This window comes from Serratia sp. HNCC26DJ206 (assembly GCF_057180605.1).
Genome location: NZ_JBXUGP010000003.1, coordinates 89,190 through 105,850, shown reverse-complemented (window position 1 = coordinate 105,850; position 16,661 = coordinate 89,190). Strand labels below are relative to the sequence as shown.

13 protein-coding genes are annotated in these 16,661 nt (G+C 51.1%); 5 read left to right on the top strand and 8 right to left on the bottom strand.

The window, feature by feature from the left end; genetic code table 11:
- Nucleotides 1-3: 3 nt before the first annotated feature.
- From AC2A1E_RS03125 to AC2A1E_RS03095, 7 genes are all read right to left on the bottom strand, one after another.
- Entirely contained in the window at nt 4-507 is a 504-nt protein-coding gene (locus AC2A1E_RS03125) for a type VI secretion system accessory protein TagV (protein WP_484382514.1), read from the bottom strand.
- Between the two features lie 50 nt (nt 508-557).
- Nucleotides 558-950: a DUF4150 domain-containing protein gene (locus AC2A1E_RS03120; protein WP_484382513.1), complete on the bottom strand. Its 393-nt coding sequence runs from the start codon at nt 948-950 to the stop codon at nt 558-560.
- A 4-nt stretch (nt 951-954) separates the two neighbouring features.
- Entirely contained in the window at nt 955-1,563 is a 609-nt protein-coding gene (locus tag AC2A1E_RS03115) for a DUF3540 domain-containing protein (RefSeq protein ID WP_484382512.1), read from the bottom strand.
- An 11-nt stretch (nt 1,564-1,574) separates the two neighbouring features.
- Nucleotides 1,575-2,645: a pentapeptide repeat-containing protein gene (locus tag AC2A1E_RS03110; RefSeq protein WP_484382511.1), complete on the bottom strand. Its 1,071-nt coding sequence runs from the start codon at nt 2,643-2,645 to the stop codon at nt 1,575-1,577.
- On the bottom strand, nt 2,642-5,182 hold the full coding sequence (locus tag AC2A1E_RS03105; RefSeq protein ID WP_484382510.1) for a DUF2169 family type VI secretion system accessory protein: 2,541 nt from the start codon (nt 5,180-5,182) through the stop codon (nt 2,642-2,644). Before AC2A1E_RS03105 ends, AC2A1E_RS03110 begins: the two co-directional genes overlap by 4 nt.
- Before the next feature lie 75 nt (nt 5,183-5,257).
- Nucleotides 5,258-5,650 (bottom strand): DUF3592 domain-containing protein, encoded by a 393-nt coding sequence (locus tag AC2A1E_RS03100; protein ID WP_484382509.1) that lies wholly within the window; start codon nt 5,648-5,650, stop codon nt 5,258-5,260.
- Nucleotides 5,651-5,657: 7 nt separating this feature from the next.
- Complete coding sequence (locus AC2A1E_RS03095; protein ID WP_484382508.1) at nt 5,658-8,009, bottom strand: type VI secretion system Vgr family protein; 2,352 nt, start codon at nt 8,007-8,009, stop codon at nt 5,658-5,660.
- A 944-nt stretch (nt 8,010-8,953) separates the two neighbouring features.
- Here AC2A1E_RS03095 and mrcB point away from each other — a divergent pair.
- From mrcB to nadS, 3 genes are all read left to right on the top strand, one after another.
- Nucleotides 8,954-11,455 (top strand): bifunctional glycosyl transferase/transpeptidase, encoded by a 2,502-nt coding sequence (mrcB, locus tag AC2A1E_RS03090; RefSeq protein ID WP_484382507.1) that lies wholly within the window; start codon nt 8,954-8,956, stop codon nt 11,453-11,455.
- A gap of 377 nt (nt 11,456-11,832) precedes the next feature.
- The gene (locus AC2A1E_RS03085; RefSeq protein WP_484382506.1) at nt 11,833-12,165 is read left to right on the top strand and encodes a type II toxin-antitoxin system RelE/ParE family toxin; all 333 of its coding nucleotides are present in this window, start codon (nt 11,833-11,835) and stop codon (nt 12,163-12,165) included.
- Between the two features lies 1 nt (nt 12,166).
- Nucleotides 12,167-12,451 carry a NadS family protein gene (nadS, locus tag AC2A1E_RS03080; RefSeq protein ID WP_473190100.1) on the top strand — a complete coding sequence of 95 codons (285 nt, stop codon included), beginning with the start codon at nt 12,167-12,169 and terminating at the stop codon, nt 12,449-12,451.
- Between the two features lie 73 nt (nt 12,452-12,524).
- On the opposite strand, the gene metK is transcribed toward nadS, so the two are convergent.
- A complete protein-coding gene (metK, locus tag AC2A1E_RS03075) occupies nt 12,525-13,679 on the bottom strand; it encodes a methionine adenosyltransferase (protein WP_484382505.1) in 1,155 nt (384 codons plus the stop codon).
- A 496-nt stretch (nt 13,680-14,175) separates the two neighbouring features.
- Here metK and AC2A1E_RS03070 point away from each other — a divergent pair, with 496 nt between their 5' ends.
- Nucleotides 14,176-14,319, top strand: coding sequence for a hypothetical protein (locus tag AC2A1E_RS03070; RefSeq protein WP_422066799.1), 144 nt, complete (start codon nt 14,176-14,178; stop codon nt 14,317-14,319).
- A gap of 205 nt (nt 14,320-14,524) precedes the next feature.
- Nucleotides 14,525-16,513, top strand: a complete 1,989-nt coding sequence (gene speA / locus AC2A1E_RS03065; protein ID WP_484382504.1) for a biosynthetic arginine decarboxylase — start codon at nt 14,525-14,527, stop codon at nt 16,511-16,513.
- The last annotated feature ends 148 nt before the right edge of the window (nt 16,514-16,661 follow it).

The window sequence follows — 16,661 nt, the reverse complement described above, 5'->3', positions numbered from 1 at the left end:
GGATTATTCAAGGATCCAAGTGGCTGACTTGGTGTCTTGACAGGCTTTGCTGTTCTTACCCAGGGTCACGCAGTTTTCAGCCCCCTTTGTGGCGCTAGCATGGTGGGTTCGGGGGCGATCTTTACGGATCTCCGCCCGGTATTGGCTTTCAGCAACCCCGGCATTGCCCTGGATATAACCCATCAGTTCCCCTCCTGGCTCCTGCGAGATGGCCAACCATTTATTTTCTACTTCGCCCAAAGCGAAGAAAGGGGTGGCATTTTTCAGCCTGCCGAGCACTTGGCCGTTGTATCTCGGCTCGCTCATCAGGCTGGCGCTGTACAGGCTGCGATACTTTTTATTGATCGGTTTGAACTGTGCTGGTGGGGAAATGGTGGTGCGGTGTGTCAATGTCACGCCATCCACCTGATGGCTGACCAAAGCATCGGCAACGATCGCAGGCTCTGTGCGTTTAGCACAAGCGGTAAGCAGCAGCGAAAGCAGTAGTAGCGAAATCCGTATTTTCACAAGTGCCTCTTGGTCTCTTTTGGAGTTGCAATAACTCACTCAGTTAAGGGTTAGGACGCAAGTATCATAATTTTAAACTGGCTGGGTATGGTGCGCATGCCGGCCATATTGGTTGAATTTTGCAGGCTGATACTGGTTAAACGCGTTGCTGGTGTCCCTTTCACTAACATGGTAAACGCACCGGTAGTGTGGCGTGATGGCCCCATGACTGTGCCAGACGCTACGCCCGTTGCGATGCCAACGTTATCCCCATTGGTGAGGGGGATAACCGTGGTCATGTTATGGGCTGGCATCCCCATAAACAGAATGTTGAAGGCATTAGGGATAGCGGTTTGCCCTGTGGCCATGTCTGGATAAGGGACAGGAGTTGGTGTTGGCGTAGGTGTTACGCAAACGTCGGGAAATGCCAGGTCGAGGCCCTGTAATTGGCAATTGGCAAACATGGTGTTACCCCATATGGATCTGTTCTGAATCGATTTTAGTGATGGCTTTGGAGGTAATAATGGTGTTCTGCGCGTGCATGCGCAGGTAATCCTCGGCCTGCATATCCAACTGGCCCGCGCGAACCTGCTCCATTTGTGTGGTTCTGCGCAAGAGTCGGTGGCTGATTTGGGTGACGGCTTGCCAGACGGATTCACACTGCCTGCCCACGATGCGAGACAGGCTGAGCCAGGCGGTGAGCGACTCACCGCTGTAATTCATCGCCTCAATATGGCAATCACTGGTTTTTGCCGTGATGTTCAACGCCTGGCTATCCAGACTGAGATTGCCCTGGGGGGCAATCTGTAAATCGCCTTCGACGCTGAGCACGGCGGGCTGCTGGCTTCCTGCCCGTGCTAACACGGCCAGAAGCCATAGCTGCCCATCCGCGCTGGCGATCAGGACGCGATCGCCGAACTCTGGTGTCAGCAGACAACTGGCGGCCCGGTGGCAGTGCCAGCCGCGGCCTTCGCTTTCAACCATCAGCGTACCGTCGCTGAGCAGGTTAACGACTTGCCCGGCGGCTTGTTGCGGCGGCGTTACGGGAAGCGTGTAGGGGGTGATTGCAGGGGTCATGGTCTTCCTTATTAGATTCGGCTCTGGCGCTGGGCGCTCCAGATTTCTGCGTGCAGCAATTCTGGATCACTCTCCAGAATTCCATGGCGATCGGAAAAGTGAGAGCCCATTTGGTGAGCGCGATGAAAACGGCTGCGCATAAAATGGGCATGACGAAAATCTGCGGCCCTGAGGTCAGCGTAAGAGAAATCGGCATAGGTCAGATCGCTGCTCTTGAAGGACGTACTCTCTGCGCGAACCTGCTGTAATACCGTTTGAAAGAGCCGGCAATGGGAGAAATCCGCGCGATCCAGGCAGGCCGAGACAAAAATGGCCTGATCGAACAGGCTGTGTTGGCACTGCGCTTCAGCCAGATTAGCGCTAAGAAACAGGGCCTGACTGGCGTTGATTCCCTGAAGCCGCGCGCGTTGCAGTGAAGCGCCTTTGAAATTGCACTGGATAAGCTGGCAATGGGAAAAATCAGCGTCATCCAATTGGTTATCAGTGAACTGACAGCCGCGAAAATGCTGGTGCTGATAGTTTTTGCCGCGTTGATCGCATTCGAAGAACGCTGCCCGATCAAACTGGCTGGCGCTGAAATCGGTTTCGCGCAGATCAAGACGGAAAAAGGTGGTCAAGACGCTGTCGATATTATCCAGTTTTGCCTGCGTTAGCGCCGATTGGTAGAAGGTGACGCGATCCAAATGGGCATGGCTGAAGCTGGCGGCCTGTAACGATCCCTGCATAAACTGCGTTTTATCATGCTGGCTGTGGCTGAAGTTGGCGTTATCCAACGGGCATTGGTTGAACGTGCTGTCACTCAGGGCGGTTTGATTAAACTGGCTGTTAGTCATCTCGCACTGATTGAACACCGTCTGTTTTAACCTGGCTTGCACGAATTTGGCAGCGGTCAGTTGGCATTCATTGAATACCGTTTCATGCAGATTGGCGCCGCTGAAATCCGCGCCACTGAAATCCGCTTCGCTGATAATGCCACCAGAGAAATCCAGCCCTGCCAACGATTGACCGGCAACGGAAACGTTCTGTACCGGTTCACCCTGTTTGATTTTTTGTTGTAGTTCCGTGGGCGTCAGCGTTTTCATATCAGTTCCTTGTCACGCTTTGGCAGCGTTTTGGTGCGCTGGGTGTAAGCGCCATCAATCTTGCTGGTGGCATCGATGGTTGATTGCGACATGTCCGTGCGAAACAGGTTGGCCCCGCGTAAATCTGCACCGCTGAAATTGCATTTTTGCATCAGTGCGCCCATTAAATTGCTGTCGTTCAGTGTGGCGCCACGCAAATCCGTGCGTATAAACAGGCTACCGATGGCATTCATTTTGCTCATATCGGCCTGTTGGCAGTTAGCCTCACTCAGATCGCTGTTATCCAGTTTTGCCTTATGGAAAGAGGCTCCGCTCAATGGCATAAGGCGCAGATTGCACTGGGTTAGCGTTGCATCACGGAAATCCGCGCCGGTGAGGATGGTCTGCGCAGCGAAGGCACAGGTCAGCAGCTTGGCTCCCTGAAAACGGCTGTCTGTTACCGAGGTATCAACCCAGGAACAACTGTCCAATATGGCATGGTCGAAGGTAGCCTGTTCCAGAGTGCATTTGATAAAAGCCACCTTGATCAGATGGGCATGTGAGAAATCCAGCGCGGGCGCGGTCAGTTCCAGAAAAAGGGTGTTTTCAATCCGGGCCTGATGGAAACGACAGCGGGAGAGATAGGTCTGATACAGCATCAACTCCCCGAGCGTGGCGTTATCAAAGATGCAGTTTTCCAGCAGCGTTTGCTGTAGCTGTACGTTCTTTAGACTGGCACCGGTGAAGTTGCTATCACGACATTGCGCCAGCGACAGGCTGGCATTGTCCAAAATCACCTCGCACAGGGAGGCCTGAGTGATATCTGCCCGTGCCAGCATGGCGTCACTGAAGTTGGCACCATCCAACTGGCAGTGGCTGAGGTTGGCACTTTCCAGCAGCGCTTTGGAGAAATCCGCGCCGCGCAGATCCATCCCGGAGAGATCGGCACCGGTAAAATCCAACCCGCTGAAATTGCCGCCGCGGCTCATCGTTAGTTGTGCGCGATTGCGGATAATCTGGGCGATATCGCCTTTCAATTTTTGGGCCGGGCTCTGCGCCTGTACCGACATCAAATACATTTGGTGCAGCGAATGTTCAGTTTGTGCCAGTTTTTTATCTGACATACCGTGTTTATTGCGATGAATTATATCCAGCATGCGGTGCAGACTTTCTGGGCCCTTGGGTGTGTTGGCCTGCGCGGGGGGGGTATCAAGATCGACACCATGTGCTAGGGCTTTGGCCTTGGCTTCTTCGCGTATCTTTTCGACTTGCTGCTCTATCTTTTCGACGAATTCCGGGAGATCGGCCAAAGCAGGCATCTTTGTGGCTTCGAAAGCGGGGATAACCGTATGAATATCCTGCCCCCGTTGTTCCATGCGCTCGCGATGTTCTTCACGCAGGCGTTGCTCACGGTTTTGCATATTGCTGCGCATCGGACTCTCACTGACAGGGAGTTCGGTATCCAGCCAGGGGCCGATAGCGTTTTCGGGGAGCAGATCTTTTTCACGGAACGAAAATAGAACCCCTCTCTTTTTATCCAGACGTTGGCGCAGCACCTTGCGGTAATGGTTTATTGAGCGCGGTGAACCGCTCTGCTCCAGCGCGGGCATGAGCTGTAAAACGTCAGCGGCATCGTCTTCATTGATCCGGGCGCTGCCATGCCAGATCAGCAGCATCTGTTCAAGATGTGGGAAAAACCATACCGTGGTATTACGCAGGGCAATTTCCTCAAATATCTCTTCGTCACCCCGTAATCGATTGATAAAACAGCGGGAGCGCCACGCAGGGAGGCGGCCTTCTTGCAGCGGTTTTTCCGGATGCATATTCCAGATGTGCCATGGTGCTTCGGGCGGAAGCTCATCGAGATTTTCCCACCACTGATCCTGCGGTGCGGCATTAAATAAGCGCCAGTCGATATCACGCGCGAAGCCAGGGAACTCATGTTGTAACCAGTGGGCATCATACTTTTTGCCAATACGGGAAAACCGGCGTGGCCATGTCAGATCCAACGAACTAAAGCCTACTGGCTCTGGTTGCTGGTGCGGTGAGGTAAGGCGGTGGTGCAAAGGTTCGACATTTGGCAGACGATGAATCTGTGTGTTTTCAAATGGTTCTGGACTGGCTCCGATCCCATGGGGATTGTCGGGGTGTTCTGGCCCACCGAATGCACGGCTCCAGTCCAGACGCATTTGTTGAAAAGGGAGAGGTGAAGAAGGGGTATTGTTAACCCAGTGGCGTTCGCCAAACGCAACCAGCGTTTTTTCGCGTTGTTCTACCTGGATCCTTACCGCACAGGCGGTTTTATCTTCCTGATGGTGGGTATAGGCATAACCCGTGGCGAGGAACTCGGCACAGGCTTTGGGGATCGCGAGATCGACAATGCTGCCGCTGGCTTGCAGCTCCTTTTCGGCAAGCTGCCACAGTTCTGGTTCAGGGCGCAGACGTGGGGTACTCCCCATATCGGCTAACGCCAGCACGGAAACGCCGAGATAGTTTTTTTCCTGCCATCGATAGGGGCGATTCAGGATACTTAGCCGTAGTGGTTTGATGACTTTCATTGTTTTTCTACATCCGTGTAATAGAATTAAAATGAAATAGGCTTATCACCTTTCTCATAGATTTATTACAATAGCTTAAAGAAAAATATTCTTATCGTTAACTGCGATTTCGCTTAAGTTATTTGGGTTGTATTTTATGTCAATAAAACTTCCTTTTTGGTAATTTTGAATGTCTACTATCTTGATTGCTGTCTTTGTAATGGCCATTCTTTCGGTATTTTGGTTGTCGATAAATTTGATATATAACTCACAGATAGGTCTGTTACCATCCCATGCGTTTGTTTGAGATAGAGAGATAATCTCGCCAACGGCTGATTTACCTTCGCGTAATACACTAATCGATGTCTTGATGTTTTTTATATAACTAAAAAAATCAACGGTGATAAATTTGAGAAAACCAACAATGCTCACAAATGGGGCTATAACAATAAGACTGACTACAGTAATGATAGTTTTAAATTTTGTCATGTCACACCTATAAAAAAATTGCCAAGGCTTTTGAGCTATACCGTAACGCACCGTTAGTAATCAAGGCTCCGCACTCCTGAATGCTCATAGGGTCATTAGAGAACTTCACATTGGTTTTATTTATTAAAAAAGGAGTATGAGTAACACTAAATGTTGTGTGAGATAAATTGAATACTTTAAAATGAGAACCATTGAATAGAAAATCATAAGCATCTTGTGCAAAGCTCGTCTTCTTCACATCATTATGCTCAAACTCTGGAGAATCAATAAAAACCTTAGAGTCACTTTTTAGTGTGATCAGTCCAGGCGTATGAATAAAGACATCGCCTGAAAATTCTGCTGTCCAACTGCCTGTAACATTGTAAGAAATGTTACCAGTAACGGTATTGGTCATATTGCCGGTAACTGTTTCCGTTATATTGCCAGTGGTGGTTTCAGCTATGTCACCGGTTGTTACCTGTTTGATATCCCCAGTTATGGTTTGGGTGATATTTCCAGTTGTTGTTTGGGTTATATCACCGTTGGTTGTCTGAGTAACATCTCCTTTGGTCGTCTGGTTAACATTCCCTGTGGTATTTTCTGTAATATTGCCATTAAACGTCCTGGTAATATCACCCGTAATGTTAACAATATCCCCACCGCTTTTGATAGTAAACTCTCGACCGCTGGCGATCTCAACCTGCTGTTTATTATTGAAAGTGTTCTTCTCAAGTTCTTTAACGGTGATATCACGTTTTGAATTATAGGCAAAAATGGCATCACCCATCACAGTATCGAACTGCTGCCCACCGATATGCGTTGTTCTGGTGCCATCAATGGTAATATTTTGATCGCCTTCGACGGAGATATTCATTTTGTCTTCGGCATGCATATCAAGGGATTCACGACCTGGGGCATCTTCAAAGAATAAATAGCTGGCATTGTCTGCGCTGCCATTGGTGCTACGTGACATAAAGCCCATTTTGGTGGCGTCGTTCGGTAGATCCCAAGGTGGCATGCTGTCTTCGTTATAGACGCGGCCGGTGATCAGCGGGCGGTCAGGATCGCCGTTGATGAAATCCACCACGACTTCTTCACCCACTCGGGGAATTTGTACGCCACCATATTTCCAGCCAGCCCAGGAACTGGAAACACGTACCCAACAGGAACCGCTCTCGTCACCTTTACCATGCCGATCCCAGCGGAACTTTAATTTCACGCGGCCATATTTATCCGTCCAGATAGGTTGGCCTTCTGGCCCAACAACCTCTGCGGTTTGAGGGCCATGCGTTTTTGGCCAGGGAGTCATGCGGGCAGGGCGCCAATTTACATTGCTAGGTACGACGGTAAATTCGGTACGGTGCTCAGCGCTGCTCACATCGTCGCTGGAATAACTGCTTTCGGTCAGGAAATAGTGAGCCTCAATCGTCAGGTATTCGCGCTGATCTTCAACCCGTGGGGCGTTGGAAAGGGTAAAGGTATTGCCGGGAGCAATACCCAGAGTCGAACCCGTGCCAGTCATCCTTTCGTGTTGGGCTTCAAATTCCTGCTGGCGAACGCGTGCGTAGAATTGGCCATGGTCGTGATCGGTAAAATGCCCTGGCCAGTCGAACACTTCTGCTTTATCACCAGCAAAAGAGGTTGGGTTTTGGCGGGTTTCTAGCAGAGAGGCACGAGGTTTACGGAAATCATAATCATCCAGGCTATACAGGCTTGGGGTGATTGCATCGGAAACACTCCAACTTTGGATACCATTGAGAGTGGTACTTACCCCGGTATCTGTCAGTTGGTAGGGAATAATTTCATAACCTTCCAGTTTTTGGTGCGATTGCGGCGCGTCTGCAAGCACCATCGTATGGCTGCCCATGTCGTGACGGAAGTAGTAATAAATCCCTTCGTGTTCCATTAACCGACTAATGAAGTTGAAGTCACTCTCCTGATACTGGACGCAATAGCCCCACTGGCGATAGCGGCTGGTGAGTTTGTTCTCTAGTTGGATTTGATAGTTGGAAAGGATGCTGGAAATAATTTCAGGAATGGACTTTTCCTGCCAAATGCGGAAATCCCTGTTTTGTGTCAAATACCATAAGCCTGGTTGAACAGTTGCACGGTAAACATAATAGCGATCACCGCCAGACTCTCTACCGACGAGCGTCATACGAGTGATATAGCCATTTAAGTAGCGGGTGGAAGATGAGTTTGAACGTAATTCTATGGTTAGGGTTTTTCCTAATAAATCTCTAAGATTAATACTGCTATTGACACTTAAGAGTTCGATTTCAAATGAATAGAGTTCGGAGATTTTTTCATTTCCAATGAGTGACTTAAATAACAAGGCATCATCAGCTAATGGAGTGTGTGCCAAGATGACTCTGTTCATTGAATATCCTTATCCTTTAGGCATGGCTACCGCACAGAATCTGTGATGACAAATTCAGCACTAGATAAAAACAATTACAAATCAACATCATGGCCTGATTTTAAAAACTCACGTCAAACGATTTGTTTGCAGATACTCTGCTTTTAAAAAATGTAAATTATGCATAAAAAAGCTGATGTATTACGGGTTTTTATTGTTTTTAATAATTAAAAATCATGAATGATAGCATTATGAAATCATCTCTTGGCTCGGGTTTTTCTGGGTTAAAGTCATACTGGTAAATTAATCCATGCTGTTAATGTTACATTATTAAAATCCTTCTATTTATCTATGTCAAATACCTTGTAAGGATTTATGACTACCAAAGCATTTTCTGGAACTATTAAACTAGCGTTATTAATTTTCATTTTTACCTTGCCAGAGTTAAATATAAAATTCCTTGAGTCATATCTATTTTCATCGCTAATATTTCCATCTTGCCTGATTTTGGGATTATTCCTAACCAGCCTAATGGCTAGCTGATTATGTTTGTAGAAATGAGAATGATGGGTAACACCCTCTAGGGTGGGTATTCACCTGCTTTGCGACGGTAGGCGGTATAAAATGCATTTTATTGATTCACAATGTGATTGTGACTTTAGCCGCGTGGGTCGGTAGTAAAATCCCTGTTAAGGAGGCCAGGGTTTAGTGCTATTCTGTCACTCTTGTGCGAGGTGGGAAGCGTATCAATGTGTGTATCGAATAAATGACATATTGCATTGATTTTAATTAAATAATGCCTGACAGGGTTGGTTGGCTGAGCTGGCCAACACGATGCCCGCCAGGCGCACTAAAAAGCACCGGTAAAACAATTCAGATGTTTCTTCTGTTCAGCCTAGAGGCGTAAGAACAGATTAAGCGACCAATATCGGCTACCAGGGCCGTAAGCGTGGAGAGCGACAGCAATGGCTGGGGATGACCGTGAGCCTATCGGGCGCAAAGGGAAACAACCAAAACGTAACGTGCCGCGCAAACCGGCGCGCCGTCGTCGCGATGACGATTATGATGATTACGAAGACGACGAGTATCAGGATGAGTATGACGATGATGAATATGATGACGAAGAGGAACGCATGCCACGTAAGGTAAAAGCGCGTCCTCCACGCAAAAAGCGCCGCTGGCTTGGCCTGCTGATCAAACTGTTCCTGGTGGTTGCGGTGCTGTTGGCGATCTACGGTATTTATCTGGATTCCCAGATCCGCAGCCGTATCGATGGCAAGGTCTGGCAGTTACCGGCGGCGGTATATGGCCGCATGGTCAACCTGGAACCCGGCATGCCCTACAGCAAACAGGAGATGATCAGCCTGCTGGAAGGGATGCAATATCGCCAGGTGAGCCGGATGACGCGCCCGGGCGAATTCACCGTGCAGGGCAATAGTATTGAGATGCTGCGCCGTCCGTTTGATTTCCCGGATGGTAAAGAAGGCCAGATCCACGCACGGCTTGATTTCCAGAATAACGGTTTGGCAAAAATCGTTAACATGGAAAACCAGCGCAGCTTTGGCTTTTTCCGCCTCGATCCTCGCCTGATCACCATGTTGCAGTCGCCGAATGGCGAACAACGGCTGTTCGTTCCGCGTGCGGGTTTCCCCGATCTGCTGGTGGATACGCTGCTGGCGACCGAAGATCGCCGTTTCTACGAACATGATGGCGTCAGCCCTTATTCTATTGGTCGTGCGGTGCTGGCCAACCTGACCGCCGGGCGTGCGGTGCAGGGGGGGAGCACCTTGACCCAGCAGTTGGTGAAGAACCTGTTCCTGACCAACGAACGTTCATTGGCGCGTAAGCTCAATGAAGCCTATATGGCGTTGCTGATGGATTACCGTTACAGCAAAGACCGCATTCTTGAGCTGTACCTGAACGAGGTGTATCTCGGCCAGAGCGGTAGCGATCAGATCCGTGGTTTCCCATTGGCCAGCCTGTATTACTTCGGCCGCCCGGTGGATGAACTGAGCCTGGATCAGCAGGCGCTGCTGGTGGGCATGGTGAAAGGGGCGTCGCTGTATAACCCGTGGCGCAACCCGCAGTTGGCTCTGGAACGTCGCAATGTGGTGCTCAAGCTGTTGCAAAACCAGGGAATGATCGACGCTGAGCTGTATAACATGTTGAGTGCGCGCCCGTTGGGCGTGCAGCCGAAGGGTGGGGTGATTTCACCGCAGCCAGCGTTTATGCAACTGGTGCGTCAGGAACTGCAGAATAAGCTGGGCGACAAGGTTAACGATCTTTCCGGCGTGAAGATTTTCACCACGCAGGACCCGGTTTCACAAGATGCGGCTGAAAAGGCCGTGGAGGACGGGATTCCCGCGCTGCGTGCCGCGCGTCACCTTGACGACTTGGAAGCGGCGATGGTGATCGTCGATCGCTTTACCGGTGAAGTTCGTGCCATGGTGGGCGGGGCTGACCCGCAGTTTGCCGGTTTTAACCGGGCGCTTCAGGCCCGCCGTCTGGTGGGGTCGCTGGCTAAGCCGCCAACCTATCTGGCGGCGTTGTCAGAGCCGGATAAATATCGCCTCAATACCTGGCTGGCGGATCAGCCGTTGTCGATCAAACTGCCGAACGGCAGCCTGTGGCAGCCGAACAACTACGATCGCCAGTTCCGTGGCCGGGTGATGCTGGTGGATGCGTTGGCGAACTCACTCAACATACCCACGGTGAATCTGGGTATGTCGGTCGGGTTGGGGCAAATCAGCACCACCTTGCAGCACTTGGGCATACCTAAAACGGCGATTACTCCGGTGCCTTCTATGCTATTGGGTGCGATCGGCCTGACGCCGATGGAAGTGGCGCAGGAATATCAGACCATCGCCAGCGGTGGCAACCGTGCGCCGCTGTCAGCGGTGCGCTCGGTGATCGCGGAAGACGGCTCGGTGCTGTATCAGAGCTTCCCGCAGGCTGAACGCATGGTGCCCGCTCAGGCAGCGTATCTGACGCTGTATGCGATGCAGCAGGGTGTGGCGCGCGGGACTTCCCGTTCGCTGTCGGTGAAATTCCCGAACTACAATCTGGCCGCAAAAACCGGTACCACCAACGATCTGCGTGACAGCTGGTTTGCCGGTATCGATGGCAAAGAAGTGGCGATTGCCTGGGTCGGGCGCGACAACAACGGCCCGGCCAAGCTGACTGGCGCTAACGGTGCCTTGACCCTGTATCGCCGTTATCTGGAAAACCAGACGCCGTTGCCGCTGATGCTGCAACAGCCGGAAGGGATCAGCCAGATGGGGATCGATTCTGCCGGTAACTTTATCTGTGGCGGCGGCAGTTCGCGCACCATTCCGGTCTGGACTGAAGATCCTCAGCGGTTATGCCAGGCTAGTCAGGTGGCTGAACAGCAGCAACAACAACCATCAGGCGAGCAGAAAGATGCCAATGGCGTTGCGGGCTGGATTAAGGATATGTTTGGCCAGTAGTTAAGCTGATTTATGCTATCAAGCCCGTGACTTTTTGTTGCGGGCTTTTTTCTTGTTTTTGCGCGGCGCTGCGCAACGTTGGCATTTACCGATAAAACGGTCATTAGTCAGGCCGGAGAGATGAATATACTGCGCGCGGGTGCTCTGGATCTTTGTATCTGGAGCCTGAGCGAAAGGTACAAAGAGAAAAGCCCCGAGTCGATAACGTCAACCTACATTGAACCCAAAAAGCTCTGACTCCGTGATAGGAGAGCCCCTTTGCTAACGTGGATAATCATGACACTCAGTGAAATCGGTCATGTGAGCATCCATCCATTTTTCATGGTGTACATAGTACTCTTTTGGTGTACTATGTACCTGCATAAGGCGAATGTTCAGTGAGTCATGCGATAGAGTTTATCGAGACCCCTATGTTTACCCGACAGATAAAGCAGATCGCCACTGACGATGAGCTCAAAGATCTTCAGAAAGCGCTTATTGCATCCCCTGATAAAGGCGAGTTGATTCAGAAAACGGGTGGACTGCGAAAAATCAGGATGGCGACAGGTTCTCAGGGAAAGAGTGGCAGCGCCAGAGTCATCTACTTCCTCGCAACCGAGGAGGTTATCTATCTCGTTATGGCCTACCCGAAGAGCACCAAAGACAGCCTGACCGATGCGGAAAAAACTGAGTTGAAGAAACTAACAAAATTACTGAAAGATGAGGTGTGAGATGAGTTTTTTTGATGACCTGAAAACATCTCTGGAAGAAGCTGTAGACATCAAGAACGGTATCAAAGCGCCAGCTAATGTTACCCGTTATGAGATAGCGGATGTCAGGGCTATCAGAGAACAGCTTAATGTTTCACAGGCTGAAATGGCAAAGGCGTTGGGAACCAGCGTTGATACGATCAAAAGCTGGGAGGCTAAGCGGCGCAACCCAACCGGCCTGGCGGCGAAAGTGCTGGCAACCATTCAGGCTAACCCTGCTTTCTTTCGTGAACTGGCAGCGCATTGACCGATGTGCACCTAATCACTAAAACAACAACGGCGAGCCACTGGCTCGCCGTTGTTACTTCCGCAATACAAACTTACTTCAGGCCAGCCGCTTCGCGCAACTGAGCGGCTTTGTCTGTTGCTTCCCACGGGAAGTGCTCGCGGCCAAAGTGGCCGTAAGCCGCGGTTTCGCGGTAGATCGGCTGCAACAGGTCCATCATCTGGATCAGGCCGTATGGGCGCAGGTCAAAGAACTCACGCACCAGCAGGGTCAACCGCTCGGTAGAGACTTTCTCGGTCCCAAAGGTTTCCACCATGATGGAAGTCGGTTCTGCCACGCCGATAGCGTAGGAAACCTGGATCTCACAGCGATCGGCCAAGCCAGCAGCAACGATGTTTTTGGCGACATAACGTGCAGCATAGGCGGCTGAGCGGTCAACTTTGGAAGGATCTTTACCGGAAAATGCGCCGCCACCATGACGTGCCATACCACCGTAGGTATCCACGATGATTTTACGCCCGGTCAGCCCACAGTCGCCCATTGGGCCACCAATCACAAAACGGCCGGTTGGGTTGATGTGATATTTGGTGCTGGCGCTGAGCCATTCTGCTGGCAGAACCGGTTTGATGATCTCTTCCATCACCGCTTCTTGCAGATCTTTCAGTGCGATATCGTCGGAATGCTGGGTGGAAAGAACCACCGCGTCGATACCCACGATTTTGCCATCATCGTATTGGAAGGTGACCTGGCTTTTGGCATCTGGGCGCAGCCAAGACAGCGTGCCATTTTTACGCACTTCGGCTTGGCGCTGAACCAAGCGGTGTGCATAAGTGATGGGTGCAGGCATCAGCACGTCGGTTTCGTTGGTGGCATAGCCAAACATCAGGCCCTGATCGCCGGCACCCTGTTCCAGCGGATCGGAACGGTCAACGCCCTGATTGATATCCGGCGATTGTTTACCGATGGCGCTCAGCACGGCGCAAGAGTTGGCATCAAAACCCATATCGGAATGGACATAGCCAATTTCGCGCACGGTTTTGCGGGTGATCTCTTCAATATCAACCCAGGCGCTGGTAGTGATCTCACCGCCAACCAAAACCATGCCGGTTTTCACGTAGGTTTCACAGGCTACGCGTGCTTTCGGATCTTGTTCCAGGATGGCGTCAAGAACCGCATCAGAGATCTGGTCGGCAATTTTATCCGGATGCCCTTCGGAGACAGATTCGGACGTGAAGAGGTGTTTAGCCATTGTGTTCTTTACCTTGCATAAGACGGGTTAGAAATTACTGCACAGCGCTGGAGATCCGGGCATCAAAGCGAAGGGTCTTCCGCTGATGGCGAGATGTATCCTGCAACGCCCCTCAGGCAAAGCCGTTAAGCAGTTTATCAGTCAAACAGTATAGATGGATTAACATCTGGACGTCTATTTTAGGCCAGCATTCGGCCGGATTGCCAGCAATTTTTTGCCATAGCGTTCTTTTACATTCGGCCTCAGGCGCCATTTTCATCGCTTGAAACAGTTTCTGGCAAATTTTCATTTTGCATTTTACCCAGGGGTTCGGTATAAACTGCGCGCGGTTCATTTGGTGCACAGCGCGGTTTTGGTTAAATCCCGGATCGCCGCATCATTACCTGCCGTAGGCACCGATAACGGTGCCGCCGCTTCACTGAACGTTAACGTTCTTACACTACATTAGAGGCTTAGTCGTTCATTGCGAGCGACGTGCGTGGAGGTGGTTGGATTAATGATCCGTTGTCTACCGGTTGTTGGCTCTCAACAGCAGTGCCGTTCTGGCGCATATTCTTCTGTTATTTCCCGTCTTGTCTCCACACCATCTACCCGATGTTATACCCATATGGGCGCTACTCAGGACTCTCGGGCCGGCTAACGGTCATCTGAAGAACCTTTCCTGTGGGATCTTTTTTGACCCGATTCACGAGGTTTGAATAGGGTGTCTTACAATAAATCTATTGGGTATCAACCGATCGTGAATTACGAACGGCAGATTAATTCACTGCCAGAGTAGCGATTTACTGGGTTGTTCTCACGGATTTTAGCTGCGATAGTGGCTGACTGTATCGCCAGTGCGCGATATGAGGCGAGTAATGTCTGATGATCTGTTGATTCACCATCCGTCAGTAGCGGATGAAAATTTATCTTTGCGCTCCATGCAGGAGGTTGCCATGAATGATCTTAATGCCAGCAAGATGCTGCGTACTTATAACGTCGCCTACTGGGGCAACAATTATTATGACGTCAACGAATTGGGCCACATCAGCGTGTGCCCGGATCCAGACGTCCCGCATGCGCGTGTCGATCTCGCTGAACTGGTGAAAGAACGGCGCAAAGACGGCCAGCGTCTGCCAGCCCTGTTCTGTTTCCCGCAGATTTTACAGCACCGCTTGCGTTCAATTAACGCCGCGTTCAAGCGCGCGCGTGAATCTTTTGGTTATGAAGGTGGCTACTTCCTGGTTTACCCGATCAAGGTTAATCAGCACCGCCGGGTAATTGAATCCCTGGTCAATTCCGGCGAGCCGCTGGGGTTGGAGGCGGGGTCCAAGGCTGAACTGATGGCCGTGCTGGCCCATGCCGGTATGACCCGTTCGGTGATCGTCTGTAACGGCTATAAAGACCGTGAATATATCCGTCTGGCGCTGATCGGTGAAAAACTGGGGCACAAAGTCTACCTGGTGATCGAGAAGATGTCGGAAATCCAGCTGGTGCTGGAGGAAGCCGAGCGTTTGAATGTGATCCCGCGCCTGGGCGTGCGTGCGCGCTTGGCCTCACAGGGGTCGGGCAAGTGGCAGTCGAGCGGCGGAGAGAAATCCAAGTTCGGTCTGGCGGCGGTTCAGGTGTTGAAACTGGTGGAAACCCTGCGCGCAGCGGACCGCCTCGAAAGTCTGCAACTGCTGCACTTCCACCTGGGTTCGCAGTTAGCCAACATTCGTGATATCGCCACCGGTGTGCGTGAATCTGCGCGTTTCTATGTGGAACTGCACAAACTGGGCGTCAACATTCAATGCTTCGACGTCGGCGGTGGTCTGGGTGTTGATTACGAGGGCACCCGTTCACAGTCCGATTGTTCGGTGAACTATGGCCTGAACGAATATGCCAACAACGTGATCTGGGGGATCGGTGATGCCTGTAATGAACACGGCCTGCCGCACCCGACGGTGATCACCGAATCTGGCCGCGCCGTGACCGCTCACCACACGGTGCTGGTTTCCAACGTGATTGGCGTTGAGCGCAATGAATTTTGCGATCCGGTTCCACCGGCGGACGATGCGCCGCGTGCGCTGGAAAGCATGTGGGAAACCTGGCAGGAGTTGAACGAACCGGAAAACCGCCGCTCACTGCGCGAATGGTTGCACGATAGCCAGATGGATCTGCACGACGTCCATACCCAGTACGCTCACGGCATGCTGGATCTGACCCAACGCGCCTGGGCCGAACAGTTGTATCTGAACATCTGTAACAAGATCCAGCAGCAGCTTGATCCTAGCAACCGTGCGCACCGCCCGATCATTGATGAATTACAGGAGCGGATGGCGGATAAGTTCTACGTTAACTTCTCGTTGTTCCAATCCATGCCGGATGCCTGGGGTATCGATCAATTGTTCCCGGTATTGCCGCTGGAAGGGTTGGATAAGCCACCAGAAGGCCGCGCCGTGCTGCTGGATATCACCTGTGATTCTGACGGCACCATCGATCACTATGTCGATGGCGACGGCGTGGCAACCACCATGCCAATGCCGCCGTATGATCCCGAAAACCCACCTGCGCTAGGCTTCTTTATGGTGGGAGCTTATCAGGAGATCCTCGGCAATATGCATAATCTGTTTGGTGATACGGCATCAGTGGATGTTTACGTATTCCCTGATGGCAGCGTGGAAACCGAACTGTCTGACGAAGGCGATAGCGTCGCCGATATGTTGGAATACGTACAACTCGATCCGAAGGTGCTGCTGGCCCGTTTCCGCGATCAGGTGAAGGAAACCGATCTGGACAGCGAGTTGCAGGCGCAGTTTGTGGAAGAGTTTGAAGCCGGTTTGTATGGTTATACGTACCTTGAAGACGAATAAATAGTCATCAACGGCTGGGCGTTGTCTCTGCGCTCAGCCGGTTTATCCTCTCACGCCTCCCTCTGATTTATCATTTTCAATCATCCCGAGTTATCACAAATTAGTTAACTCTCCGTGAGGATTTGGTCTAGGTTTTCCGCGTAAATTG

Bases quoted from the DNA above. Each gene is read 5' to 3' on its own strand.
- AC2A1E_RS03120 (WP_484382513.1), bottom strand. From the start codon at position 950: ATGTTTGCCAATTGCCAATTACAGGGCCTCGACCTGGCATTTCCCGAC.
- AC2A1E_RS03115 (WP_484382512.1), bottom strand. From the start codon at position 1,563: ATGACCCCTGCAATCACCCCCTACACGCTTCCCGTAACGCCGCCGCAA.
- AC2A1E_RS03110 (WP_484382511.1), bottom strand. From the start codon at position 2,645: ATGAAAACGCTGACGCCCACGGAACTACAACAAAAAATCAAACAGGGT.
- AC2A1E_RS03105 (WP_484382510.1), bottom strand. From the start codon at position 5,182: ATGAAAGTCATCAAACCACTACGGCTAAGTATCCTGAATCGCCCCTAT.
- AC2A1E_RS03100 (WP_484382509.1), bottom strand. From the start codon at position 5,650: ATGACAAAATTTAAAACTATCATTACTGTAGTCAGTCTTATTGTTATA.
- AC2A1E_RS03095 (WP_484382508.1), bottom strand. From the start codon at position 8,009: ATGAACAGAGTCATCTTGGCACACACTCCATTAGCTGATGATGCCTTG.
- mrcB (WP_484382507.1), top strand. From the start codon at position 8,954: ATGGCTGGGGATGACCGTGAGCCTATCGGGCGCAAAGGGAAACAACCA.
- nadS (WP_473190100.1), top strand. From the start codon at position 12,167: ATGAGTTTTTTTGATGACCTGAAAACATCTCTGGAAGAAGCTGTAGAC.
- metK (WP_484382505.1), bottom strand. From the start codon at position 13,679: ATGGCTAAACACCTCTTCACGTCCGAATCTGTCTCCGAAGGGCATCCG.
- AC2A1E_RS03070 (WP_422066799.1), top strand. From the start codon at position 14,176: ATGATCCGTTGTCTACCGGTTGTTGGCTCTCAACAGCAGTGCCGTTCT.
- speA (WP_484382504.1), top strand. From the start codon at position 14,525: ATGAGGCGAGTAATGTCTGATGATCTGTTGATTCACCATCCGTCAGTA.